At 63.3% G+C, this 23072-nt stretch carries 23 protein-coding genes and 1 other RNA gene; 8 read left to right on the top strand and 16 right to left on the bottom strand.

Going from position 1 to position 23072, the window contains the following annotated elements; translation table 11 throughout:
• Positions 1-82: 82 nt before the first annotated feature.
• Both LCM24_RS02450 and LCM24_RS02445 read right to left on the bottom strand, forming a co-directional pair.
• On the bottom strand, positions 83-2590 hold the full coding sequence (locus tag LCM24_RS02450; protein ID WP_224802597.1) for an ABC transporter permease: 2508 nt from the start codon (positions 2588-2590) through the stop codon (positions 83-85).
• Positions 2587-3276 (bottom strand): ABC transporter ATP-binding protein, encoded by a 690-nt coding sequence (locus tag LCM24_RS02445; RefSeq protein ID WP_224802596.1) that lies wholly within the window; start codon positions 3274-3276, stop codon positions 2587-2589. The genes LCM24_RS02450 and LCM24_RS02445 overlap by 4 nt, the downstream gene beginning before the upstream one ends.
• A gap of 47 nt (positions 3277-3323) precedes the next feature.
• On the opposite strand from LCM24_RS02445, the gene LCM24_RS02440 reads away from it, so the two are divergent.
• Positions 3324-4025, top strand: coding sequence for an arylesterase (locus tag LCM24_RS02440; RefSeq protein ID WP_224802595.1), 702 nt, complete (start codon positions 3324-3326; stop codon positions 4023-4025).
• Here the strand turns inward: LCM24_RS02440 and recF are convergent.
• Positions 4022-5098: a DNA replication/repair protein RecF gene (gene recF, locus LCM24_RS02435; RefSeq protein WP_224802594.1), complete on the bottom strand. Its 1077-nt coding sequence runs from the start codon at positions 5096-5098 to the stop codon at positions 4022-4024. The two genes, LCM24_RS02440 and recF, sit on opposite strands and share 4 nt — an antisense overlap.
• 230 nt (positions 5099-5328) lie before the next feature.
• Between recF and LCM24_RS02430 the strand changes: the two genes are divergently transcribed.
• From LCM24_RS02430 to LCM24_RS02420, 3 genes are read left to right on the top strand one after another with little or no spacing between them, the layout of a single operon-like run.
• Positions 5329-5448, top strand: a complete 120-nt coding sequence (locus LCM24_RS02430) for a recombination protein F (protein WP_090481021.1) — start codon at positions 5329-5331, stop codon at positions 5446-5448.
• A 33-nt stretch (positions 5449-5481) separates the two neighbouring features.
• Positions 5482-5601: a recombination protein F gene (locus LCM24_RS02425; RefSeq protein WP_198507709.1), complete on the top strand. Its 120-nt coding sequence runs from the start codon at positions 5482-5484 to the stop codon at positions 5599-5601.
• On the top strand, positions 5598-5816 hold the full coding sequence (locus LCM24_RS02420; protein WP_160595323.1) for a PspC domain-containing protein: 219 nt from the start codon (positions 5598-5600) through the stop codon (positions 5814-5816). The genes LCM24_RS02425 and LCM24_RS02420 overlap by 4 nt, the downstream gene beginning before the upstream one ends.
• A gap of 37 nt (positions 5817-5853) precedes the next feature.
• On the opposite strand, the gene LCM24_RS02415 is transcribed toward LCM24_RS02420, so the two are convergent.
• From LCM24_RS02415 to LCM24_RS02395, 5 genes are read right to left on the bottom strand one after another with little or no spacing between them, the layout of a single operon-like run.
• Complete coding sequence (locus LCM24_RS02415) at positions 5854-6636, bottom strand: SDR family oxidoreductase (RefSeq protein WP_221564314.1); 783 nt, start codon at positions 6634-6636, stop codon at positions 5854-5856.
• A gap of 2 nt (positions 6637-6638) precedes the next feature.
• A complete protein-coding gene (locus tag LCM24_RS02410) occupies positions 6639-7211 on the bottom strand; it encodes an NUDIX hydrolase (RefSeq protein WP_224802593.1) in 573 nt (190 codons plus the stop codon).
• A gap of 9 nt (positions 7212-7220) precedes the next feature.
• On the bottom strand, positions 7221-7898 hold the full coding sequence (locus LCM24_RS02405) for a hypothetical protein (RefSeq protein WP_224802592.1): 678 nt from the start codon (positions 7896-7898) through the stop codon (positions 7221-7223).
• Entirely contained in the window at positions 7898-8722 is an 825-nt protein-coding gene (locus tag LCM24_RS02400) for a TPM domain-containing protein (RefSeq protein ID WP_224802591.1), read from the bottom strand. The genes LCM24_RS02405 and LCM24_RS02400 overlap by 1 nt, the downstream gene beginning before the upstream one ends.
• A gap of 8 nt (positions 8723-8730) precedes the next feature.
• Positions 8731-9333 (bottom strand): LemA family protein, encoded by a 603-nt coding sequence (locus LCM24_RS02395; RefSeq protein WP_090481040.1) that lies wholly within the window; start codon positions 9331-9333, stop codon positions 8731-8733.
• Positions 9334-9469: 136 nt separating this feature from the next.
• Between LCM24_RS02395 and mscL the strand changes: the two genes are divergently transcribed.
• A complete protein-coding gene (gene mscL, locus LCM24_RS02390) occupies positions 9470-9934 on the top strand; it encodes a large conductance mechanosensitive channel protein MscL (protein ID WP_100259372.1) in 465 nt (154 codons plus the stop codon).
• 48 nt (positions 9935-9982) lie between these two features.
• Positions 9983-10328: a transfer-messenger RNA gene (ssrA, locus tag LCM24_RS02385) on the top strand.
• A 55-nt stretch (positions 10329-10383) separates the two neighbouring features.
• On the opposite strand, the gene LCM24_RS02380 is transcribed toward ssrA, so the two are convergent.
• The 4 genes from LCM24_RS02380 to LCM24_RS02365 all read right to left on the bottom strand — a co-directional run bounded on the left by LCM24_RS02380 (position 10384) and on the right by LCM24_RS02365 (position 14256).
• On the bottom strand, positions 10384-10638 hold the full coding sequence (locus tag LCM24_RS02380; RefSeq protein ID WP_090481045.1) for a hypothetical protein: 255 nt from the start codon (positions 10636-10638) through the stop codon (positions 10384-10386).
• Between the two features lie 149 nt (positions 10639-10787).
• Entirely contained in the window at positions 10788-12038 is a 1251-nt protein-coding gene (locus LCM24_RS02375; protein ID WP_224803445.1) for an N-succinylarginine dihydrolase, read from the bottom strand.
• The gene (locus LCM24_RS02370; protein ID WP_224802590.1) at positions 12035-13051 is read right to left on the bottom strand and encodes an arginine N-succinyltransferase; all 1017 of its coding nucleotides are present in this window, start codon (positions 13049-13051) and stop codon (positions 12035-12037) included. Before LCM24_RS02370 ends, LCM24_RS02375 begins: the two co-directional genes overlap by 4 nt.
• Entirely contained in the window at positions 13048-14256 is a 1209-nt protein-coding gene (locus tag LCM24_RS02365) for a hydrolase (RefSeq protein ID WP_224802589.1), read from the bottom strand. The genes LCM24_RS02370 and LCM24_RS02365 overlap by 4 nt, the downstream gene beginning before the upstream one ends.
• A gap of 129 nt (positions 14257-14385) precedes the next feature.
• Between LCM24_RS02365 and LCM24_RS02360 the strand changes: the two genes are divergently transcribed.
• Both LCM24_RS02360 and LCM24_RS02355 read left to right on the top strand, forming a co-directional pair.
• On the top strand, positions 14386-16491 hold the full coding sequence (locus LCM24_RS02360; RefSeq protein WP_224802588.1) for a malate synthase G: 2106 nt from the start codon (positions 14386-14388) through the stop codon (positions 16489-16491).
• A gap of 60 nt (positions 16492-16551) precedes the next feature.
• The gene (locus LCM24_RS02355) at positions 16552-17331 is read left to right on the top strand and encodes a DUF2189 domain-containing protein (protein ID WP_224802587.1); all 780 of its coding nucleotides are present in this window, start codon (positions 16552-16554) and stop codon (positions 17329-17331) included.
• Here LCM24_RS02355 and rsmA read toward each other — a convergent pair.
• The 4 genes from rsmA to LCM24_RS02335 all read right to left on the bottom strand — a co-directional run bounded on the left by rsmA (position 17328) and on the right by LCM24_RS02335 (position 22996).
• Entirely contained in the window at positions 17328-18152 is an 825-nt protein-coding gene (gene rsmA, locus LCM24_RS02350) for a 16S rRNA (adenine(1518)-N(6)/adenine(1519)-N(6))-dimethyltransferase RsmA (RefSeq protein WP_224802586.1), read from the bottom strand. The genes LCM24_RS02355 and rsmA overlap by 4 nt on opposite strands.
• The gene (pdxA, locus tag LCM24_RS02345; protein ID WP_224802585.1) at positions 18145-19158 is read right to left on the bottom strand and encodes a 4-hydroxythreonine-4-phosphate dehydrogenase PdxA; all 1014 of its coding nucleotides are present in this window, start codon (positions 19156-19158) and stop codon (positions 18145-18147) included. Before pdxA ends, rsmA begins: the two co-directional genes overlap by 8 nt.
• Positions 19155-20516, bottom strand: a complete 1362-nt coding sequence (locus LCM24_RS02340) for a peptidylprolyl isomerase (RefSeq protein ID WP_412093794.1) — start codon at positions 20514-20516, stop codon at positions 19155-19157. Before LCM24_RS02340 ends, pdxA begins: the two co-directional genes overlap by 4 nt.
• A 134-nt stretch (positions 20517-20650) precedes the next feature.
• Positions 20651-22996 (bottom strand): LPS-assembly protein LptD, encoded by a 2346-nt coding sequence (locus LCM24_RS02335; protein WP_224802583.1) that lies wholly within the window; start codon positions 22994-22996, stop codon positions 20651-20653.
• Positions 22997-23072 lie beyond the last annotated feature (76 nt).

The raw sequence follows: 23072 nt of genomic DNA, 5'->3' as shown, positions 1-23072 counted from the left end.
GGTTATAAGGGCTCTTGCGACCCGAGGGTTTGTCCCCTGACTGACCCAGCCTATCCCCCGCCTGAGAGCGGGGGATTTTCTTTTACAGCGCCCTCAGGGCCTGTGCAGGCTTGGCCCTCAGCAGGGGCAACGAGCCACCCACGGCAAAGACCAGGACGGTCGCCAGACCAAGCCCCAGCACCAAGAGGACTTCGGTCCAGTCGGGTAGCCAGTCGAATTCGAACAGCTGCGTCACGACGAGCCATGCGGTAAGGCTGCCAAGGCCAAGCGCCACGATAGCAAGCGCACCTGCGAGCAGGGCATATTCGATCAGCTGCATGACCAGCACCTGACGCCTGTCTGCGCCAAGCACGCGCAGGACGACCGTGTCATAGGTCCGCGAAGCACGCGCCGCTGCGATCGCGCCTAGCAATACGGCGAGACCGGCAAGAACTGCCACGCTCGCTGCAGCCAGCGTGGCTAGCCCGACCTGTTCGAGGATCGTGCGCGCCTGTTGGAGGACGCCGCCGACCTCGATCACCGAGGTTGAAGGCAATTCGCGCACCAGCGCCTGGAGCAGCGGGCCGGTCGGCGTGCCTTCGGCGAGTTCGACGGTTGCCGCCAGATTGTGTGGCGTGTTTTCCAAGGCATTGGGGCTGAGCACGAAGACGTAATTAAAGCCCATGCTCTCCCAATCGATCCGGCGCAGGCTCGCGATCTCGGTTTCCACCTCGACGCCCAGCACGCCGAAGGTCAGCCGGTCGCCGATACCCAGGCCCGCCGCCTCTGCGAACTCTTCGTCGATCGAAACCAGTGGGGGGCCATCGTAAGCCGGCCCCCACCACTGCCCTTCGGTCAGGCTGTTTCCGGGAGGGACATCGTCGGCATAGGTGAGACCGCGCTCTCCGCGCAGCGCCCATGCGCCATCGGGGATCTCCTCCAGTTCCGAGGTCCGCGTCATCGCGCCTTGCGGCCCGAATGCGAGCACCGAACCGCGCAGCGCGGGGACCGTGCGTATCGCAGCGTCAGCATCGGTCTGGAGGATCAGTTCGCGAAACCGGTCTTCCTGGTCGCGCGGCACGTCGAGCACGAAATAGTCCGGTGCCTGGGCAGGCACGCGCTTCTCGATATTGCCGTCGATCGAGCTTTGCACAGCGGCCAGGAGGACGAAGGATGCCAGGCCGAAGCCCAGTGCGGTGACGAGCGCACCTGTGCTCGACCCGGGACGATGGATATTCGCCATAGCAGTGCGGGCTATCGGGCTGGCTGGCCGCGGAAGTGCAGCGGCGATCTTGCGGATCGTCCAGCCGAGCAGGGCGAGAAGGGCGAGGACGACCGCCGCGCCCAGCAGGAACCCGCCGGAAAGCAGCGGCTGGCTGGCGGTTATCAGCGCCAGGCCGACGATGGCGGCAAGGCCGGCAATCACTACGAACAACGCGGAACGATCGCGAGCAAGCGGCGCGATGTTGGAGCGCATCAGGGCCATGGCAGGGAAATGCCGCGCCCTCATGAGCGGCGGGGCTGCAAAAACCAGCGCAACGAGAAGCCCGTAAGCAGTGGCGAGGAGCAGAGCTCCGGGATCGATCACGAAGCCAGTATCGACCGGCAGAAGACCTTCCAGCGCCGCCGCCAGGAGCGGCACGACGGCCACGCCGACAGCAAGCCCGGCAAGACTGCCCACAGCGGCAGCTGCGAAGATCTGCAGGGCGTAGATGCGCGCAATATCCCGGCTCGTCGCGCCGAGGATCTTCAAGGTGGCGACGGATTGCCGTCGGGCATCAAGGTAGGACGAGACACCGCCGCCGATCCCGATCCCTGCGATGACGAGCGCAGCAAGGCCGACGAGAGTGAGGAATTCGCTCATCCGGCTGACGAACCTGTCGGTGCCGGGCGCCGCGCGCTCGGCCGTGTCGATGTCGAAACCGGCCTCGGGGAAACGCTCTTCGAGATTCTCTTCCGCCGCTTCCAGGTCGCGTGGCGTGTCGAAGGCGACGCGCGTCTTGCTCTGGTACATGGCGCCCGGGGCCAGCAATCCGGCCCGCTGGGGAACGTCTTCGGCCACGATGATGGTCGGGCCGAGCTGGAAGCCTTCGCCCAGCCTGTCCGGCTCATCTTCGATGATTCCGGCAACCTGCAGGGTCTCGGTGCCGATCAGGAAGCTATCGCCCGTCTCGAGGCCCAGCCGGTCGGCAGCGCCGGGGGCGATATAGGCATCGTTCCCTGAAGGCGCAGTGACTTTGCGTCCGCTTTCCAAAACCAGTTCGCCATATAGCGGGTAAAGCTCGTCAACGGCCTTGAGCTCGATCGGCGCCGCATTGTCGTCCTTGCGCGCCATGGCTTGCAGGCGCGTCCCCGCCGACACGGTGCCGAGCTCTTCCAGAGCCGCGCGCTCCTCTTCGTTGAGTGTGCGCTGCCACAGTTCGACCTGCAGGTCGCCGCCGAGGAATTGCTGTCCGTTTGCAGCCAGCTCCCGTTCGATCGCGGCGGTCAGCGTGCCGATCGCGGCGAGCGCTGCCGTGCCGAGGAAAATACACACCAGCAGCAGGCGCAGGCCTTTGAAGCGAGCATTGAGATCGCGCCGTGCGATCCGCCAGGCGGTCGACCAGCTCATGCGGCGGTATCGCTCGCAATGCGTCCGTCACCCAGCGTCAGGACGCGCCCGCAGTGATCGGCAAGTTCGGGGTCGTGCGTAATCACCAGCAGCGTCGCGCCCGTTTCGGCGCGGCGGGCGAAAAGCAGTTCGACGATTTCGTGGCCGGTAGCCGCGTCGAGATTGCCTGTGGGCTCGTCGGCAAAGATAAGGTCGGGGCGCGCGGCAATGGCGCGGGCGATGGCCACGCGCTGCTGTTCGCCGCCGGAAAGCTGTTGCGGGTAGTGATCGAGACGGTGGCCGAGGCCTACTGCTTCCAGTTCCGCCTTAGCGCGCGCCTGCGCATCGCTTTCGCCTGCCAGTTCCATCGGCGTCGCCACGTTTTCAAGCGCGGTCATGGTGGGGAGCAGGTGGAACGCCTGCAGCACGATGCCGATGCGGCAGCGGCGCGCACGAGCAAGGTCGTCCTCGTCCATTGCGGCGAAATCCTGCCCCGCAACGCTCAGCGTGCCGCTTGTCGCGCGTTCCAGCCCCGACAGCACCGCCATGAGCGAACTCTTGCCCGAACCCGAGGGGCCGAGCAGCGCGACGGTCTCGCCATGCTTGATGGTGAGATCCAGCCCCTTGAGGATTTCGACGGGGGCCTGGGTGGAGCCGAGGGTGAGGCGCAGGTCGCGAGCGCAAATCGCATCTTGAGAAGTGGTCACGTGGCTGCGATGGCAGATGGCACAGCAACTCTCAAGGAAGTCCGCCGATGGTTCTGCGTAGTTTGTCGATGCTTGCCGCCGCCCTGTCCCTTGCCGCCTGTGGCAGCGATACGGAGACGCTCGATCGGACAGAGGATACGAGCGCTGCCGCTCCGAATGCGGAGACGATCGAGGTGGCGGGCCCCGAACGCCACATTCTCGCTTTCGGAGACAGCCTGTTCGCAGGCTATGGCGTGGGCCTAGAGAACAGCTATCCGACAGACCTCGAGAGGGCGCTGCGCGAACGCGGCATCAACGTGCAGATGGTCAACGCTGCGGTATCGGGCGAAACGAGCGGTGCAGGCGCGAAACGGCTCGCATTCGCGCTCGATGCGCAGGACGTGAAGCCGGACCTCGTCCTCCTCGAACTGGGCGGCAACGACATGCTGCGCGGGCTTTCTCCCGACCAGACCCGTGCCAATTTCGAAAGCATGCTGGGAGAATTGCGCGATCGGGATATTCCCGTCGTCCTCATGGGTATGCGCGCTCCGCCCAATTACGGTCCGGAATACCAGCAGGACTTCGACAACCTCTATCCCGAGCTGGCAGAGGAATATGGCGCGACGCTGGTCCCGTTCTGGCTCGAGAGCATCTATCAGGACCCATCGTTGTTCCAGGATGACCGCATTCATCCCACCACCGAAGGTATCGACCGTCTGGTGGAGGCGACCGTGGACCGTATCGAGGCCGCCATACCTGCGGCAGACTAGATGCGTGTGACCTCACCGCCTGCAACTCGCCAGGTGGCGGCTTGCGGCGCGATCATCTCGAAGGGAGCGAGTTCGGTACCGGTCATCCAGACCTGCGCCCCGCTGGCGGCGAGTTGGTCGAACAGGGCTGCGCGCCGGATCGGATCGAGATGGGCGGCGACTTCGTCCAGCAACAGGATGCCGCTGCGCCCTTTCGCGGCCAGCCCTGCGTGGGCGAGCGTAATGGCGACCAGCATGGCCTTCTGTTCGCCGGTCGAACTTTGTGCCGCGGGTACGCGCTTCGCCGCATGGATCACCTCAAGCTCGTCGCGATGCGGGCCGGTCAGCGTGCGCTGGGCTGCGCGGTCGCGCGCGCGGTTCTCGAACAGGGATTGCGACAAGGCGTCCGGACTGTCGGCTCCGCCCGGCGAGTAGGTAAGGGCAGGGCGGGCAAACGGTTCGGCAGGCATATGCGCGATGCTGGCCATCAGTGTGTCGACAAGCGCTGCGCGTCCTGCGATGAGCCTGCCGCCATGTTCGACCATCTGCGCCTCGATCGCATCGAGCCACGAACTGTCCGGCGCGCGGTCGTCTGCCAGCAGCCGGTTGCGTTCGCGTAGCGCCGCTTCATAGCGTGAAGCATAGCTGGCGTGTGCCGGATCGAGGGCAAGGGCCATGCGATCCATGAACCGCCTGCGGTCGGCGGCAGGGCCTGTAAACAGGCCGTCCATCGCAGGTGTCAGCCAGGTCAGGGCGAGCCATTCCCCCAAAGCCGAAGCCGTGGCCTCGGCCCCGTTGATCCTGACCTTGCGGCGACCGGGATTGTCGCTTTCCGTATACGTGCCGAGCCGGACCCGCTCTTCGTCCTGCGCGAGATCGGCACCGATGGCGAAGCCGGTCGGCGAGCCGTGGGCGACCATGTCGACCAACGCCGCACGTCTCAGGCCGCGTCCGGGGGCAAGTAGGGAAAGCGCTTCCAGGACATTGGTCTTTCCCGCGCCGTTCTCGCCAACCAGCAGGTTGAACCGCGCCGTTTCCTCAAGATCAGTAGAGGCGTGATTGCGGAATTGAGTGAGGGAAATGCGCTCGAGCATGGGCCCGAAAGCGTTAGCGCGGGCACTCTCCCGCCGCCAGCAAATTACCCAAATCCAATAGTTGGTGAAATTTACCAACCTTTCGGATTGATGAACGAAACCTGTCTGCCAGATTAAGCGGGCATCCGCAGAATTCTGCCGTTTTTCGAGTTTGGCACGCCTGTTGCAATCATTCTGGTGTCCCCCGGATGGTCCGGAGGGAAGCAGAAATTACAAAGGGAGTATCACTCATGTCCGCTTTCGCACTCGACACCAACAAGGCTTTCGCAGCTGTCTTCGCACTTGGCCTTTCGGCACTCAGCATGGCTTTCGCAATCATCCCCGCCACGCCCGCCGGCCTTGTCGCCTGATCACCAGCCAATCCAATCAAAGGAAACCATCTTATGTTCGACAATGAAAACATCGGTAGCCGCGTCATGGCCGCTGCCGTTTCGGTAATGATCTCGGCCGGCTTCTTCGCCACCGCCATTGCCTATGCCACCCCGACCGGAATGATCGCATGAGCGACCTGAAATTCCGCGACGACAATGCAGTGCGTCCCAGCCGCAGTTTCAAACTGGACCGCACGAATGCAAAGATGATGGGTGTATGCGCCGGTATCGGCCGCTACTTCGGGATCGACACCACGCTGGTTCGCGTCGGCTTCGTCCTGGGAACGCTGCTCGGCTTCGGAAGCTTCATCCTGATCTACCTGGCGATCGGACTGATCGCAGACTGACAGAGGACGCGGGGGCAATACCGCGTCCTCTTATCCGTCACATGGCCGAAATACCGCCGTCGAGCTTGAGCTCCGCACCGGTCATGAAACGGCTCTCGTCACTGGCGAGATAAACCACCGCGTTGGCGATATCGTTCGGCTCGCCAACAAACCTGAGCGGGATTTGCCGGGCCAGCTTGTCCATCAGGACGTCCTTATCCAGCCCCGAATGCCGTGCCGTCCCGTCGAGGATCGGCGTATCGACGAAAGTCGGGTGGATGGAATTGCAGCGAATCTGCATCTGCTTCTTCGCGCAATGCAGCGCGATCGACTTCGACAGCATCCACACCGCAGCCTTCGATGAGTTGTATGCAGGCATCGTGTCGCTGGCGATGAGTCCGGCAATCGAGGAAATGTTGATGATCGAACCGGGCGCATGCTCGCGCATCAGCGGCAGGGCCTTCTGGCAGCCGTGGAAGATCGAATCGACATTGACGGAGAAGCACCGTTTCCAGTCGTCGAAATCGCAGGTCTCGATATTCCCGGCGACACCGATGCCTGCATTGTTCACCAGCACGTTCAGCCCGCCGAGTTCTGCATCGGCCGTCTCGACTACACGTTCCCAGTCTTCGGGATTGGTCACGTCATGCTGGACGCCATAGGCGTGGCCTGCACCCATCTCCTCGACGATTTCTGCGGCGGTCGCTTCTGCGCCTTCACCGTTGATGTCGGTGCACAGTACCCGCGCGCCTTCTTCAGCAAGCCTTCTTGCATGGGCACGCCCAAGGCCTTGTGCCGCGCCGGTCACCAGCGCCAGCTTGCCTGCACACCGTTTCGCCATTCCTACTCTCCCGATATCATTGTGGCCGATGCCATCAGCATCGCGATCCGTACATCCACACCGTGACCCATCGCGCGCCAGCGGGCAACGAATTCCGCGAGCTCGGTTCGCGGGACGCGGTGGACGACGATGTCTTCGCTCTCCGTGCCGCCGCCGTCGCCGACCTTTTCAAGGCCATGGGCGCGCATGAGCGTGAAACTTTCACTGACCATTCCGGGCGAGGAATAGAATTCGCCGAGGTTTTCCATGCGAGCGGCGCGGTAGCCGGTTTCTTCCTCCAGCTCGCGCGCTGCGGCGTCTTCGGCGCTTTCGCCCGATTTGCCTTCATCGTCGCCAATGAGACCGGCTGGAATTTCCAGGCAAATCCGCCCCAGCGGCACGCGGTATTGGGAGACGAGGATGACATGATCCTCCTGGTCGATGGCGATGATGGCGGCGGCCCTGATCCCGCGCGAACGGCTGGCGTATTCCCAGCGGCCGCGGCGCTTGGCAGTGACGAAGCGTCCCTGCCACATGGTCTCTTCAGGCTTTTCGGCATCCGCATCGCGGCCCGGCACTTCGATAGGTTCGGCCATGCGGCCTCCCTAGACTTCGATGAGGCGGTCGGGCAACTCGTTCACATCGTCGTCTGCGCGCGGGAAGTGCTGGGAAAGGACTGCGCCGACATCGCGCACGCCTGCCGCGAGGCCTTCGGCAATCCGGCCCTCTTTGATTTCCGCGAGCATGTCGGCCATCGCCTCGCCCCAGACTTCCGCATCAACTTTCGCTGCAATCGGCTCGTCGGCGACGATCTCTGCGCGGTGCTCGCGCATCGAGAGATATAGGAGAACACCGGTTCGGCCATGGGTGCGACGCTCGGCGCCGACCTTGAAGTGCTTGACCGCTTGCGCGTGAACCCGTGCAAATTTCACCGGTCCGGGGATCAACGCAAAGCGGAGCGCATCCCACAGCTGGATGGCCCATGCGGCGATGAAGGTGATGAGGCCCAACGCGATGGTCAGGCTGGCAATCTCGCCGGTGGTCCATTCGTGTCGCCACCCGCCGAAGAGCGAATCCCACAAGTCCTGGAAAGGCACGGGGAAGAGGGCGAACAGGCTCATGGCCGTAAAGGCCAGCGCGATCGCATAGACCAGCGAAACGTCGGTATAGCCGTCGCTCCGGTCGGCGAGGACGGTCACGATCTCGCCCGCAGTGGTCTCTTCTGCCGAAGCGACCGCATCCGATACGATCTTGTGCTGCTCTGCGTTCAGATAGCTCGCCATTACCAACCCCCCGATGCGCCGCCGCCGCCGAAGCTGCCGCCGCCGCCAGAAAATCCGCCGCCGCCGAAGCCTCCGCCGAACCCGCCGCCAGAGCCGCCACCCCAGTCATCGCCGCCCGACAGCGCGCCGCGCGCGATGGCCGAGCCGACTTCCCACAGGATGATGTCGCGCGCGGTGTTACCCCACGGACCGCGCTTGTAACGGCGCCTGCGCCCGCGACCGGTCAGCATGGGCAGGATGAAAAAGAAGAAGATGAAACCAAGCCAGATCAGGCCGCCGATGGGGAAGCCGCTGTCGGCCTCGCGCGTCTGGCTCGCCTCTGCAGCGATCCGGCGCGCTTCGTCCTCGGGCAGGACCAGCTGACTGATGATCGCATCGGCGCCGGCATTGATACCGGCGGGATAATTGTCGTTCCGGAACTCGGGAAGAATGGCGTTTTGGATGATTACCGAGGACAGGGCATCCGTCAGTATCCCTTCAAGGCCATAGCCGACCTCGATGCGCACCTTGCGCTCGTTCGGAGCGACCAGGAGCAGCGCGCCATCATTGCGTTCCGCATCGCCAATGCCCCATTCGCGGCCGAGCTGGTAGCCGTAATCGGCAATGTCGTATCCCTGCAGGTCGGGGATGGTCGCCACCACAAGCTGGCGCTGCGATTGGTCCTCCAGCGCAGCCAGCTTCTGCGCCAGTTCTTCCTCTTGCGCCGGAGTGAGCAGGTCCGCCTGGTCGACGACCTGTCCGGTCAGCTCGGGAAACTGCTGCGCCAGGGCAGGGGACGCAAGCAGCGCCCCCGCCAAGGCGAGCAAGGCAAGCAGGTGGCGCATCAACGCGCTCAGTTCGACGTCATGTCGATGGTCGGAGCAACTTCAGCCCCTTCCGTCGCAGCCTCGTAGGGAACCAGCGGTTCTGCGCCGTGGATGATGTTTGCGCCGATCGTGTCGGGGAAGGTGCGGATCGTCGTGTTATATTCGCGCACGGCTTCGTTGTAATCACGAATGGCGACCGCGATGCGGTTTTCCGTGCCTTCCAGCTGGCTCTGCAGCGCGAGGAAGTTCTGGTTCGACTGGATCTGCGGATAGGCTTCGAAGCTTGCGAGCAGACGACCGAGGCCCTGACCCAGCTGGCTCTGAGCGGCCTGGAATTCGGCCATCTTTTCGGCATCGCCGAGATCGGCGGCATCGATATTCACGCTGGTGGCGCGGGCGCGCGCATCGGTGACCTCGGTCAGGATCGTGCGCTCGTTCTCGGCAGCGCCCTGCGCCACTTCGACGAGGTTCGGGATCAGGTTTGCCCGACGCTGGAACTGCGCCTCCACATCGGCCCACTTGGCCTTGGCGTTTTCTTCCGCTGCCGGAACCGAGTTGATGCCGCAGGCGGAAAGAGCCATTGCGGCCGCCGCAGCAAAGGCGACGCGGAAGCTGGCGAAACGTGTCATCGAGAAACCCCTTTTTCGAATACTGTTTTATATAGATAGCACGGTTGTAGCAGCGTTCAAGGATTGCAGCGCTTGTAGACCTGCATCAATTTTGGCAGGAAACGCCCATCCGGGTCGCAGTGGAGGGACAAAATTCATGCTCAAGGATTTCAAGGAATTCATTGCCAAGGGCAATGTCATGGAACTCGCCGTCGCGGTGATCATCGGCGGTGCATTTGCCACCATCGTGAAGTCGCTGACCGACGAGATCATCATGCCTATCGTGGGCGCCATCTTCGGCGGCGCCGATTTCAGCCGGTACTTCATCCTGCTGAGCACGCCGGAAGGATATGAGGGCGCGATGGACGATTACGCGGCCCTGCAGGAAGCGGGCGCGGCGATGATTGGATATGGCAGCTTCATCACGGCCATCATCAATTTCCTCATCCTCGCTTTCATCATCTTCCTCCTCGTTCGCTACGCCAAGAAGGTAATGGCCGAATTCGAGGAGAAGGAAGAAGAGGCACCTGCAGGCCCAAGCGAGATTGACCTGCTCAAGGAAATCCGTGATGCGCTGAAAGGCGGCGCTCCCGGTGCCCCGAAGAACGGCCCGATGGGATAAACTGTTGCGGTGCATGAAGCTGGCGCTTTGTGCACCGCATTCGCCCGCTCACTTCACATTAAGGCTTTGATCGCTATATGAGGCCTGTCGGTTTCGGCCGGCTATGGCGATAAACTGCGCTGTGCAATAGGTACAACGGACCCGGGGGCAGTACCCGGCGGCTCCACCATAACCCGCGGTTAATGCGCGGTTTTTGACGGGGCCGAACTAGGATCGACGTGTGCTGAAAGACAGTGTTTTCGCCCGGGCTGAGTAACCCGTAAAACTGTTCACAACACACAAGTGCCAACGATAACGAAGCACTCGCTCTCGCAGCGTAACCTGACGGCCTAACGGCCTGATCTTACAAAGCTAAAGCGCGGTTGGACCCACCGGGCAACAGAAGCGGATTCCGGGGCTCCGGGGGTAGCTAGCAACAGAAACCCCCACCTTCATTGTAGAGTTGGAAACTAGTCCGAGGCTGGACCTTCAGCCTCTTCGGCCTTGCGCGCTTCGGTCTCGTAGCGGATCGCGTCGAGGATCTTCGCACCGCCCAGGAACACAGCGCCTGCGGTGGCTGCCATCAGCAGCCAGCCGCCGACGCCGGGGTATTCGACCGTGTAATGCGCGCCGCGCGTCATGGCGCCAAGTGCAAGGGCATAGATGATCAGGAACGCTTCGAAGCGTGTCTTGATCACGAAAAGCCGCTTGATCTTGGTCCACATGAGTGTGTGCGCTTCCTCGATTTGTTAACTTCCGGCTGCGTGATCAGGCAGGTTTCGTCGCCAGCCTGCGGCTTCCGGTGGTTAATGCAAAGAGGAGTGTAGGCGCGGCGCGGAAGCCGAGTCCAGCGCGTTAACCGTGTTGGGCCGGTTTAAGCGAGAGTGTCCAAGGACAGGACAGATAGCAGCGCCTCGCGCGCCTCGATCACCGTCTTTGCCAGGGCATCGCTGCCAATATCGACCGGATCGATCTGTTCCGGCCAGTTTTCCGCAACGACTGCCTCCACGCGTTCCAGCTTGGCTTCATCCAGCATGAAGCGCGGATCGACAGTTGCCGGATCGGCCACAACGCGCAGGCGCAGGCAGGCGGGGCCGCCGCCATTGGCCATCGATTGCTTCACATCCACCGGGATTACCTTGCGGATGGGGCCGTTGGTCGCGAGCATATGTTCGCACCACGACCAGACCGCGGCGCTTTCCTGGCATTCGGTCGGCACGACGAGAGCCATTTCGCCGGTCGGCAGGGTGAGAAGCTGCGCATTAAACAGGTAGGTGCGGATCGCCTCTTCGAGACTGACCGCGCTTTCGGGCACTTCGACCACCTGGAGGGCGGGGAATGCCGCCGCGATCGCGTCGTACGCACCCTGCTTGTCGGCAAACGCGCGTTCGTGAGTGAACAATACGCGCTCGTTGGCCACGGAGACCACATCATTGTGGAACGCGCCTGCCGCAATCGCTTCCGGGTTCTGTTCGATGAAGACGCATTTTTCCGGGGCGAGGCCGTGCAGGCGAGCAACCGCGCGGCTGGACTGTTCGTGCTGGCGAGCGGGGAACTTGCCGCCCTGCGTGCCATAGACGAACACTTCCACACCCTCGGCGCCGTGCCTTTCGCAAAAGCGCATGTGATTGGCCGCGCCTTCATCGCCGAAGGTCGGCAGGATCGCGTCATGGACCGCGAAATGCTGGCTGTCGCCGAACGCGATGTCGAGCTGTGCCTTGGTGTCGCGCCATTCCTGCGCGCGGTGGGCCATGGTGACGAGATTGGCCGGCGTCAGGTGACACCGCCCGTCAGCCGTGTCGGGGGCAGGGCTGACGGTCGCGGCATTGGCGGTCCACATCGAACTGGCGGACCATGCCGCTGCAATCAGCTGTCGCGGCGCATCGGCGCCAAGCGCAAGATCGCGGATCAGGCCGCGGTTGGGACGCGGCAAGGGCAGGAGGAAGCCCTGCGCCAGACCGAGTTCCATGTTGGAGCGCATCTTGCCAAGGCCCTGCAGCGCCGCCGCGCGCGGATAGCTGGTATCCCCGCCGTGGCTGGAACTGGCGATATTGCCGAGGCTGAGGCCGGCGTAATTGTGACTCGGCCCGACGATGCCGTCGAAATTGATCTCTACGAGGCTCATCGCGCGACGCTCCATACTTCGTCGCCCTTGCTCACGCCGAGCGTCTCTGCCGCAGTCGTATCGATTGCGATGCTGCCATCGTCACCGAATGCCCGCACACCGTAACAGCTGCGGAAATCGTCGAATTTCCCGGTGGCCAGAAGGGCGCGTTCGCCTTCCTCCAAATCGGTCGCCGACACGGCAGCTGGCTTCGCATTCGCAATGCTCTTCACCGTGTCGGTGCGGGCCGTCATCGTGGGGCCGCCGTCAAAGATATCGACATAGCCTTCGGCCGCAAAGCCTTCGTTCTCGAGCATGCGCATGGCCGCACGGCCGCTCGGGTGCGGCACGCCGATGACCTTCTTCGCCTCTTCGTCCAGCATCGCGATATAGACCGGGTGCTTGGGCATGAGGTCGGCAATGAACTGGTTGCCATTGATGGCGTTGAAATAGTCCGCTTCCTGGAAGGTCATGCCGAAGAAACGTCCTGCGACACCGTCCCAGAAGGGCGATCCGCCGCGATCGTCGATCACGCCGCGCAATTCGGCGAGGATACGGTCGGCAAAACGCGCGCGGTGCATGGCAACAAAGAGGTAGCGGCTGCGGGCCAGCAGGAGGCCGAGACCACCCGCTCTTTCGCCCGGGTGTAGGAAAAGGCCGCCGACTTCGCTCGATCCTTCGAGATCGGTCGTAAGGCTGAGCATTTCCGCGCGCACGGTGCGGTCCAGTTCCTGGCTGTGCTGCGTCAGCGTGGTCATGCGATAGCTGTAGAACGGCCATTGCTGGCCGACCTGGGTGAACAGCTGGCACGTGCCGCGCACCTGGCCGGTTTCGGTGTTTTCCAGCACGAGGGTAAACTGGTCATCGCCCAGCTCGTCGTCGGTGCGCGAGAACGCGGCCTCGGCCCGCTCCAGCTTGCGGGTCAGCGCCGCCCTGTCTGCCGGCAGGTTGGTAAAGCCGCCGCCCGTCAGCTTGGCCATCTCGTAAAGGTGTTCAAGGTCGCTGATATGGGCAGCGCGCAGGCGGAAAGTCACAGATGGTCTCCGGTGGAAAGCTTGGTCAGGACCAGCGCAGACAATGCCGCGCGTTCCCGCAAGGATGGGACGATCATGAATTCGTCCGGTGAATGGATTGCGCCGCCGCGCACGCCCATGGTGTCGACCACGGGCACGCCGGTGGCGGCGATGTTGTTGCCGTCGCAAACGCCGCCGGTGCTCTTCCAGCCGATCTCCTGGCCGAGTTCGGCCCCGCAGGATTTGACGAGGTCGAACAGGCGCTGGGCCTTTTCGTCGACCGGCTTGGGCGGGCGGGTAACGCCTCCGTGGCGGTGAATGCCGACTTCGTGTTCGGTCTCGATCATGCTCAGGATCGCGTCGAGTTCGCCGTCGAAGCGGTTCATCGCATCGGTCGACTTGGGACGGATGTTGAAGCGCAGGATGGCAAGGTCCGGCACGACATTATTGGCCGCACCGCCTTCGATCTTGGCAGGGTTGATGGTGATGTCATCGGCCTCAAGCGCCTTGATCCGCAGCACGAGATCGCTGGCAGCGACGATGGCATTGCGGCCATCGTGCGGATTGCGTCCGGCGTGGGCGGACTTGCCGGTGATCGTGATCGAGTAATTGCCCGTCCCGCCGCGCGCATGGGCCAGCGTTCCATCGGGCAGTGCGCTGGGCTCGTAGGTCAGCGCGGCATACTTCCCGTGCGCCAGTTCCTCGATGAGGCTGCGGCTCGCGAGACTGCCGGTTTCCTCGTCCGAATTGATCATTACGTCATAGCCGACGCGCTCGGAGCCTTCGATCGTCTCGAACAGCTTTAGCGTGTGAAGAATGACGTTGAGGCCGCCCTTCATATCGGCGGTGCCGGGGCCGTTGATCGTATCGTCGTCCAGCCAGACGGTCTCCTGGAAAGGATGGTCGACGGGAAAGACGGTGTCCATGTGGCCCGTCAGGACGAAACGCCGCTCGGCCTCGGGGCGCACCCGCAGGACCATGTGCCTGCCATGTGGCTTTTCGTATTCGCGCCCGTCCGCGCTGATGGCGGTGACAGTTGCGGGTTCGACCAGCTCGACTTCGCCGGGAAGGGCGCTGAAAGCATCGGCCAGCACGCCGGCCATTTTATCGAGACCTTCGATATTGGCCGTGCCCGTGTTGATGGCAGCCCAGGCCTGGACTTCACGCAGCATGGAATCTGCATCGATTGCGTCGAGAAGGGCTTGCGGGGCACTGTCCGGTTTCATCGGCAACTTCCTTAGTCGGGATGCGCGAAGTGTCCACCCCGCCGCTTGCAATCGTCAACCGCTGGCGGCATAGGTCGGATCGCTCCTCCCCGGGTACACATCGCCATTCGAATACCCCAAGGGAGTTCCATGACAGATTACGTGACGCGCGCAGGGATCGAAGTCGATCCGGCTCTGGCTGCCTTTATCGAAACCGAAGTCATCGCACCGCTCGGCCGCGATACGGATGATTTCTGGACAGGTTTCGCCGATCTGCTCGGCAAGTTTGCGCCCCGCAACCGCGCCCTGCTGCAAAAGCGCGAGGATCTTCAGACCAAGATCGATGCTTGGCACACGGATCGCGCGGGCCAGCCGCATGATGCGAGCGCCTATCGCGCCTTTCTCGAAGAGATCGGCTATCTCGTGCCCGAGCCGGGTGACTTCACCATCGGGACCGAGAATGTCGATCCCGAGATCGCGACGATGGCAGGGCCGCAGCTTGTGGTGCCCATCCTCAACGCGCGGTTCCTGCTCAACGCGGCCAATGCGCGCTGGGGCAGCCTCTACGATGCGTTTTACGGCACCGATGCGCTCGACGCCCCTGCGGCGCGGCCCGGGGGATATGACGAGGATCGCGGCGCGGCAGTCATCGCCAAGGCGAAAGCCTTCATGGACGAGGCCGTGCCGCTGGCTGATGGCAAGAAGTGGTCCGAACTGTCCGACGTCAAGGATAACGGCATCCCGCTTGCCGACCCGTCGCAGTGCCTGGGCTGGAACGACAAGGCCTGCCTGTTCAAGCACAATGGCCTGCATATCGAGGTTGTGTTCGATGCCGACCATCCGATCGGTCGCAGCGATCCGGCCAATATCGCCGATATCAATCTCGAAGCGGCGCTCACCACTATCGCAGATTGCGAAGATTCGGTGGCGGCAGTCGATGCGGAAGACAAGCTGCTTGCCTATCGCAACTGGCTCGGCGTGATCCGCGGCGATCTGTCCGAAAGTTTCGAGAAGGCCGGAAAGACGGTCACGCGCGCTTTGGAAGGCGACCGGACCTACACCGCTCAGGACGGCAGCGAGTTTGCCCTCCCTGGCCGCAGCCTCATGTTCGTACGCAATGTCGGCCACCTGATGACCAATCCCGCCATGCGCTGGGACGGCGGGGAGATCCCCGAAGGTATCATGGATGCGGTCGTCACCTCGGCCGTCGGCGCGCACGACGTCGCCGGTCTCGGGAAATACGGCAATTCGCGCAAGGGCAGCATCTACATCGTGAAGCCCAAGATGCACGGGCCCGAAGAGTGCGCCTTCACCAACGATTTGTTCGATGCGGTCGAAGACCTTCTCGGCCTACCGCGCCACACGGTGAAAGTCGGGGTGATGGATGAGGAGCGCCGCACTTCGGCCAACCTTGCCGCCTGCATTCACGCGGTGCGGGACCGGATCGTTTTCATCAACACCGGCTTCCTCGACCGCACGGGCGACGAAATCCACACCTCGATGCGTGCAGGACCGATGATGCGCAAGGGCGAGATGAAGTCGTCCGCCTGGCTCAAGGCTTACGAAGCACGCAATGTCGGCATCGGTCTTGCGCATGGGCTTTCGGGCCGCGCGCAGATCGGCAAGGGCATGTGGGCGGCCCCCGACCTTATGGGCCAGATGATGATCGAAAAGATCGGTCACTTGCGCGCCGGTGCCAACACGGCCTGGGTGCCAAGCCCAACGGCGGCAACGCTCCACGCGATCCATTACCACCGCGAGGATGTGTTCGAAATCCAGAAGGGTCTCGGCGATGCGGCCAAGCTGGACGAACTGCTGACCATCCCGCTGGCAGACGGCACGAACTGGTCCGAAGAGGAAATCCGCGAGGAACTGGACAACAATTGCCAGGGCCTCCTCGGCTATGTGGTGCGCTGGATCGATGCGGGCGTGGGCTGTTCCAAGGTGCCGGACATCAACGATGTCGGCCTGATGGAAGACCGTGCGACGCTGCGCATTTCCAGCCAGCATATCGCCAACTGGCTGCTTCACGGTGTCATTTCCGAAGACCAGGTGATGGACAGCCTGCGCCGTATGGCGGCCAAGGTCGACGAGCAGAACGCGGGCGACCCGTTCTACGAGCCGCTTCTGGAAAACCAGGATGGCGCGGCTTTCAGCGCCGCAAAGGACCTGATCTTCAAGGGCGTCGAACAGCCTAGCGGCTATACCGAACCGCTGCTCCATGCGTGGCGCTTGAGGAAAAAGGCGGGCGCTTGATGCCCGGCTGAAGCTGTAGCAGACTGCCTCCTACCGTAGTGGTCGAGAGGAGGCGGGACGATGGACGCGGCAGGCGAAGTACAAATCGCGCCGGTGAGAGTGGCGAGCAATCTGTCACTGATTGATCTTGGCAGGGCCTTGAAAGCGGGCCTCGCCGATTTCCTCGCCTGCCCGATCTATGGCCTATTCTTCGCCGCGATCTATGTCGCGGCAGGGCTGTTCCTCTATGTCGCGGCGGTCGAATGGGGCGAGACGATGTGGTTCGTCCCCGCCGTCGCGGGCTTCCCGCTTGTCGCGCCATTCACTGCAGTCGGCCTTTACGAAGTCAGCCGAAGGCGGGAGGCTGGGCTTCCCGTCAAATGGGGCGCAGTGCTCGGGGCTGTGAGGGGCAAGGGCGACGAACAACTCATCATGATGGGCGGTATCGTCTTCGTCGCCTTCAGTTTCTGGATGATCATCGCCCACGGCATTTTTGCGATCTTCATGGCTGAATCGGGCGTCGGCGCTGAATCGGTCGAGGCGTTCCTGACCCCTGCGGGGCTGGCGATGCTGGCCGTGGGGACTGCGGTTGGCGCGATCATGGCGCTCGCCTTTTACGCGGTGACCGTCGTCAGCCTGCCGATGCTCGTCGATCGGGAGGTAGATTTCCTGACGGCGATCATCACCAGTTTGGCCGCATTCCGGTCTAACAAACTCATGCTGACCCTATGGGCGGCGATTATCGCCTTGTCGCTACTGGTCGCCCTGGTCCCGGCATTCCTGGGGCTTTTGGTAGCGTTGCCGATCTTCGGGCACGCGACCTGGCACCTGTATCGCAGGATCGTGCGCGACGCGGCTTAGCCCGAAAGCACTCGGGCTAACGCCACGAAATCGGCCACGGAAAGCGTTTCCGCGCGGCGCTGCGGGTCGATGCCGACCTGTTCCAGCGCCTCCACCGCGCCAGGCACGCCTTTCAGGCTCTGGCGCAGCATCTTGCGACGCTGACCGAAGGCGGCTTCGGTGAGCCGCTCCAGCACCCGCGCGCTGACGCCATCGGGCATCTCGCGCGGTTCGACGTGGACGATGGCGCTCATCACCTTGGGCGGCGGCGTGAATGCGCTGCGATGCACCTTCATCGCCATCTTCGCCTCGCTACGCCATTGGGCGAGAACGGCTAGCCGGCCATAAGCGGAATTGTCGGGAGTGGCCGCGATGCGCTGGGCGACCTCCTGCTGGAACATAAGCGTGAGGCTGGTCCACAGCGGTGGCCAGTTTTCCCCGCCCAGCCAGCGCACGAACAGCGCGGTCCCGACATTATAGGGCAGGTTGGAAAGCACGGCGAAGGGCTCGCCGCCCATGATCTCGGCATGGTCGAGTTTCAGCGCATCGCCCTGGATGACCTTGAGCTTGCCGGGAAAGGCATCGCCAAGTTCGGCCAGCGCAGGCAGGCAGCGACTGTCCATTTCTATCGCGGTGACTTCGGCACCTGCGCGCAGCAAGGCACGGGTGAGGCCGCCCGGGCCCGGTCCGACTTCAAGCACTTTCTTCCCTGCGAGATCTCCGGGGATGGCGGCGATCCGGTCGAGCAATTGCTCGTCGAACAGGAAGTTCTGGCCCAGAGCCTTGCTCGCGCTGAGGCCGTGACGGGCAATCACTTCCCGTAGAGGTGGCAAGTCAGCCATGGCGTGCGCGCCGCTGCGCCATTTCGCCTGCCATGCGCAGCGCGGCGATCATCGCCCCGGGATCGGCGATGGCCTTGCCCGCAATGTCGAAAGCCGTCCCATGGTCGGGGCTCGTCCGTACGATCGGCAAGCCGAGCGTTACATTGACGCCCTCATCGAAATCGAGCGCCTTCAAAGGGATCAGGGCCTGGTCGTGATACATCGCCAGCGCGGCATCGAAAGTCGTGCGCGCGCGCGGCGTAAACAGGGCGTCTCCGGGATGAGGGCCGCTTACATCATAGCCTTCGTCGCGCAATGCCTCGATCGCGGGCGCGATTATGCGCTGTTCCTCATCGCCGAAGCGGCCATCTTCGCCGGCATGAGGGTTGAGGCCGCAAACTGCGAGGCGCGGGCGTTCGAGGCCGAAATCGCGTTGCAGGGCCTGTGCGACGATACGCGCACGGTGGCAGATCAATTCGACACTCAACCTGCCGGGCACTTCGGCAAGGGCGCAATGAACGGTCAAGGGCACGGCGCGAAGGCTCGGACCGGCCAGCATCATCACGGCATCGCGCTGGTCGAGCGAGCAGGCGGAAGCGAGAAATTCGGTCTGGCCGGGATGATCGAAGCCGACCTTTGCGAGTTCGGACTTCGCGATCGGGGCAGTGACGAGCGCTCCAGCCTCCCCCTCGAGCGCGAGTTGAGTCGCGCGTTCTAGGGAGTGCAGGGCAAGCCTGGCTCCATTTTCGGTCGGCTCACCCGGCCTGAACGGGTCGTCTTCCAGCCCGAGCACTGGAAGCGCTCGCCCGAAAACCTGCGCTGCGTGCGAGGGATTAGTAATTCGCTCCACCGGAAGCGACATCCCGAGCGATTGCGCCGCCGAAGCAACCACGCCTGCGCCGCCAACCAAGAAGAAGGGGGCGAGCGCTTCAGCGTCGCGGCGCGCCCAGGCGGCGGCGATGATTTCCGGCCCGATCCCCGCAGGGTCGCCCAAGGATACGGCGAGGGGGAGCGGGGCGGGCGTCAATTATATTCGATATAGGCGTCGTTACGCAGGTCGCGCAGGTAGCGCTGTGCTGCGCGGTTGATCCGCTCGTCTTCGATCTGCTGCATGAGCTGGTCGAAGTTCGGGCCCGACTGGACTTCCGGATCGTCACGACCGCACAGCATCAGGACACGCACGCCGTCTTGCAGGTCGCCAAACGGCGGCGTGGCTTCGCCGATGCCGAGGCCCAGCACGATCTGCTGAAGCTGTTCCGGCAGTGCGCGAGCGCGCAGTTGGTCGTTATCGACAACCGAGGCGCCGATGGAATCGGCGATCTGGTTCGCACTTCCGCAGCCGCGCATCGACTGGACGCCGGCGAGGAATTCCTGAAGGCGCGCTTCGTTGGCAGCCTGCGTGGCGTTCTGGTCGAAGGAGATCTGGATCTGCTTCAGGCTCAGGATTGCATCGCGCGGGTCGGCGGTAAGCACCTGGCGCTTTTCGATCAGGTACAGGATCGAGAAGCCGCCCGGAATTTCGATCGGGCCGACCAGCTGACCTGGCTGCATTTCCTGCGCAACCGCTTCGAGCTGGGCGTTCTTGAGCTGCGGCAGGCGGATCCAGCCGAGATCGCCACCCACTGCGGCGGTCGATGCTTCGGAGAACTGGCGCGCATAGGCAACGAAGCTGCCACCCTGGCGGAGCTGTTCGACGATCTTGAGCGCGTTGGCCTCGACTGCGGCCGCATTTTCGGGCGTCGCGGACAGGTAGATTTCGCCGAGGCGATATTCTTCGGTACCCTTCGATGCTTCGAGCCGCTCCATCAGCTCGTTCACTTCTTCGGCGGACACATTCACGAAGAATGCCACCTTCTGGCGGAGCAGGCGCTGCCAGGCGAGCTCGCCGTGGATCTGGCGCTTGAGCGAAGCAGGCGAGGAACCGATCGACAACAGGTAGGTCTGCATGTCTTCAAGACGGCGGTTGTTCTGCGCGGCGATCCGGGCATAGGTCTGGTCGACCTCTGCATTGGAAATCTGGATATCTTCGGCTTCGGCAGCCTGGATCTGCAGGGTCTCATCGATCAGGTTACGCAGCACCTGTTCACGCACGCGGCGCATCTCGTCCGACGCGAGGTCCGATTTGTTGGCTTCGACCAGCAGTGCGACACGCTGGTCGAGGTCGGTCCCGGTAATCACATGGCCGTTTACCACAGCGGTCGCACGGCGCACGTTCGGGTCCGGATTCGTGAGCATCGTGAGATTTTCGGGCAGGTCGAGGTTGTTCGCAGTCACCGAAGCCTGCGCACCGACGCTTGCCGGGGTGACGGCAAGGGCGAGTGTGGCGACGACAGCAGCGGCAGAACCGCAGAGTTTGGAAAGCTTGGTTGCGTTCACGCGTAAAATTCCATTTGCGGCGCACACTACGCGCCCGGATAGGTAACGGCTTTGCCAAAGCCCGGCTTAACCGTTGCTGATTGCGAGCGCGGATAGCGCGTTTATTTCGCCCTGCCAACCACATGGCAGGGCCTGTTCAACGCCTATCTGAAGCCGAGGTTCTTGAGGCTGAAATAGAGCTGGAAGGTATCACCGCGTTCCGCATCGCCTGCCGACACGTAATCGCGCCGCCAGGTGAGGCCGAGTTCGAGGCAATCGTCCTGGTAGGCAACGCCGAGGCGGGTCCTGATCGGCTGGAAGCCATCGCTCGACAAGCTCAGGTCTTCATCGCGGTTTGTGAGGTTGAAGACGCCCGAACCGAAGACGGACCAGTAATTGGCGAAGGACAGGCGGGCAGCGGCGCGCAGTTCCTCGCGATCCTGCAAATCCTCGACCGAGGTAATATTGCGATCGAGCCGCAGGTAGCCGACCTCCACATAGCTGGCGCTGGTCCCCACCGTAGCGTCAAATTCGTTACGGCGGACGGCCAGATTGTCCTTGTCGAGCCGGAAGCGGTGCGTGAGCTTGACGAAGTCGCGGAACCGCAACTGGGTCCGGCCCACGATATCGCTGACCTTTTCGGACAGGCCGGTACCGTCGGGGAAGATGTCCCGGTCGGCATCGAGCCTGTAGGACTGGCCGAGCGTGGTTTTCACTTTCCACCCCGGACGGCGGAGTTCCCAGTCGAAGCCGTAGGTAATACGCGCCCCGTCTTCGATCCGGTCGTAACCGGGGAAACGGTTGAGTGCGAAAAGGTTGGAGTCCTCAAGATCGATTGCACGCGCATCCTCGTTCGGGATGGCAAGGTTTCTGATCGGAGGGGTCACCACCAATTGCACTCGCGGCGTGAATACCTGCGTGCCGCCAAGCAACTCACCCACAAACGGCCATTCGACATCGAGAGCGCCCAGCGCGACCCCGCGTGCCTGCCAGCCATTTTCCCCGCGGTACGACACGGTTTGGGTCAGGAGGTTGTTGTTGGAATGGTAGACATCCCCGCGAATAAGCCCGGTCAGGGTCACCACCTGACCAAGACCGAGAATTTTCCGCAGGTCCCATTTCGCGCGGGCAAAGGCGCGCTGGGTATCCTGTCCTTCGTCGCGCATGATCGCGAGGGTGTTGGCCTGCAATTCGACCTTCCCTCCGAGGACGGGTTCGTCGAGGCGCAGGCGGTAATCCATGGCGGGCAGGGCGATCGGCACCTGGCCCTGGTCCTGGTTCAGCCGCAGTGTCTGGGTCGCCCAGCCTGCCAGCGAAAAATAGGAGTTGCGGTCGATCCGCTCCAGGTCGACCATCGAGCGCAGGCGATCGTCGCGGCTGATGTCATAACGGCGCAGGAAAGTGCGGTCGCTTGCCAGCCTGACCGAGCTGGTGAGGCTCCATTCCGGGGTGAACTGGAACTTGCCATTGGCGAACAGGTAGCCGCGCGGCTCGCTCTCGAAGGTATCGGTCCGGGTGGCGTCGGTGAAGCGGCGGCTGTTCGTGGCGTAGCCGGTGATCTGGTAGGCGCCCTTGTCGGTCAGGTGGCGCCACTGCGCGGAAACCATCGGCGGCGCTTCGGTGAAGGCGTAAGCCGATACCGTGAGGTCCTTGTTGTCGGCGAGGCGGATGTAATAGCTTCCCGAAACCTCGACCCCGTTGCTTTCGGAAAAGCGCAGGTCCGGCACGAGGAATCCGCTGACTGCGCCGCCATCGGTCCGGATTGCGAGGCCGGGCAGGGGCAGGATGCGCGCCCCGAACAGTTCGAGATAAGCGCCCTGGAAGCGTACCCGCGAATCTTGCGGATCGTAGATCACGCGGTCGGCAGTGATCCGCCAGCTGGGGTCCTTGTCGCAGCCTTCGGGTGTGACCACTGCGCAGGCGCTGTAGGCGGCCTCTTGCAGCGCGATTGTCCCGTCGGTTTCGCGAAGGCCACGCCGCGCGGCAAGCCGGCCGCCCTGGCGCAGCGCGAGTAAGAGGTTCTCCAACGCGCCCGCTTCGAATTCGTCGGTCAGCTCGACCTGGTCCGAAAACAGCTGGTTGCCGTTTTCATCGACGAACCGGACGTTGCCACTGGCCAGAATAACGCCCGTCCGCCTGCTCCAGCTAACGCTGTCCGCCCGGACCGAGCGTTCGCCCGAGCGCAGGACGACATTGCCCTCGGCGGTGACGATATCGGCTTCGGAATCGTAGCTGAGGATGTCGGAGGCGAAGGCGATCTGGCGTTCGCCTGCTTCGTTGAACTCCGCGGTCGGCGGCGGGTCGAGGTCGCTTTGCGCGACGATAACCGCGTCCGGCGGAGTAGGCAGGTCGGTCGGGCTTTCACCTTCGGGTTCTTCCACCGTCCCTGCGCCTGTCGCCGCCCCGTCCTGCGCGGCCAGCGGCGCAGCGGCAGCCAGGGCAAGCGCACCGGCTCCGGCCCCGAGGGCGTGCAAAAAGCTATTGCGCGAAGGCTGGGGCCACAGGAGCATGGCTTGCCTATCGCATCGCCCACGCCTAATCGCAATCGCCATCCTCGGCGGCCCCGCATCCAGCGATCGGGCTGCG

The sequence above is a fragment of the Qipengyuania aquimaris genome (assembly GCF_020171965.1).
Taxonomy (GTDB): Bacteria; Pseudomonadota; Alphaproteobacteria; order Sphingomonadales; family Sphingomonadaceae; genus Qipengyuania; species Qipengyuania aquimaris_A.
Note: the sequence above shows the minus strand (reverse complement) of the source record. Positions and strands in the feature narration are given on the sequence as shown.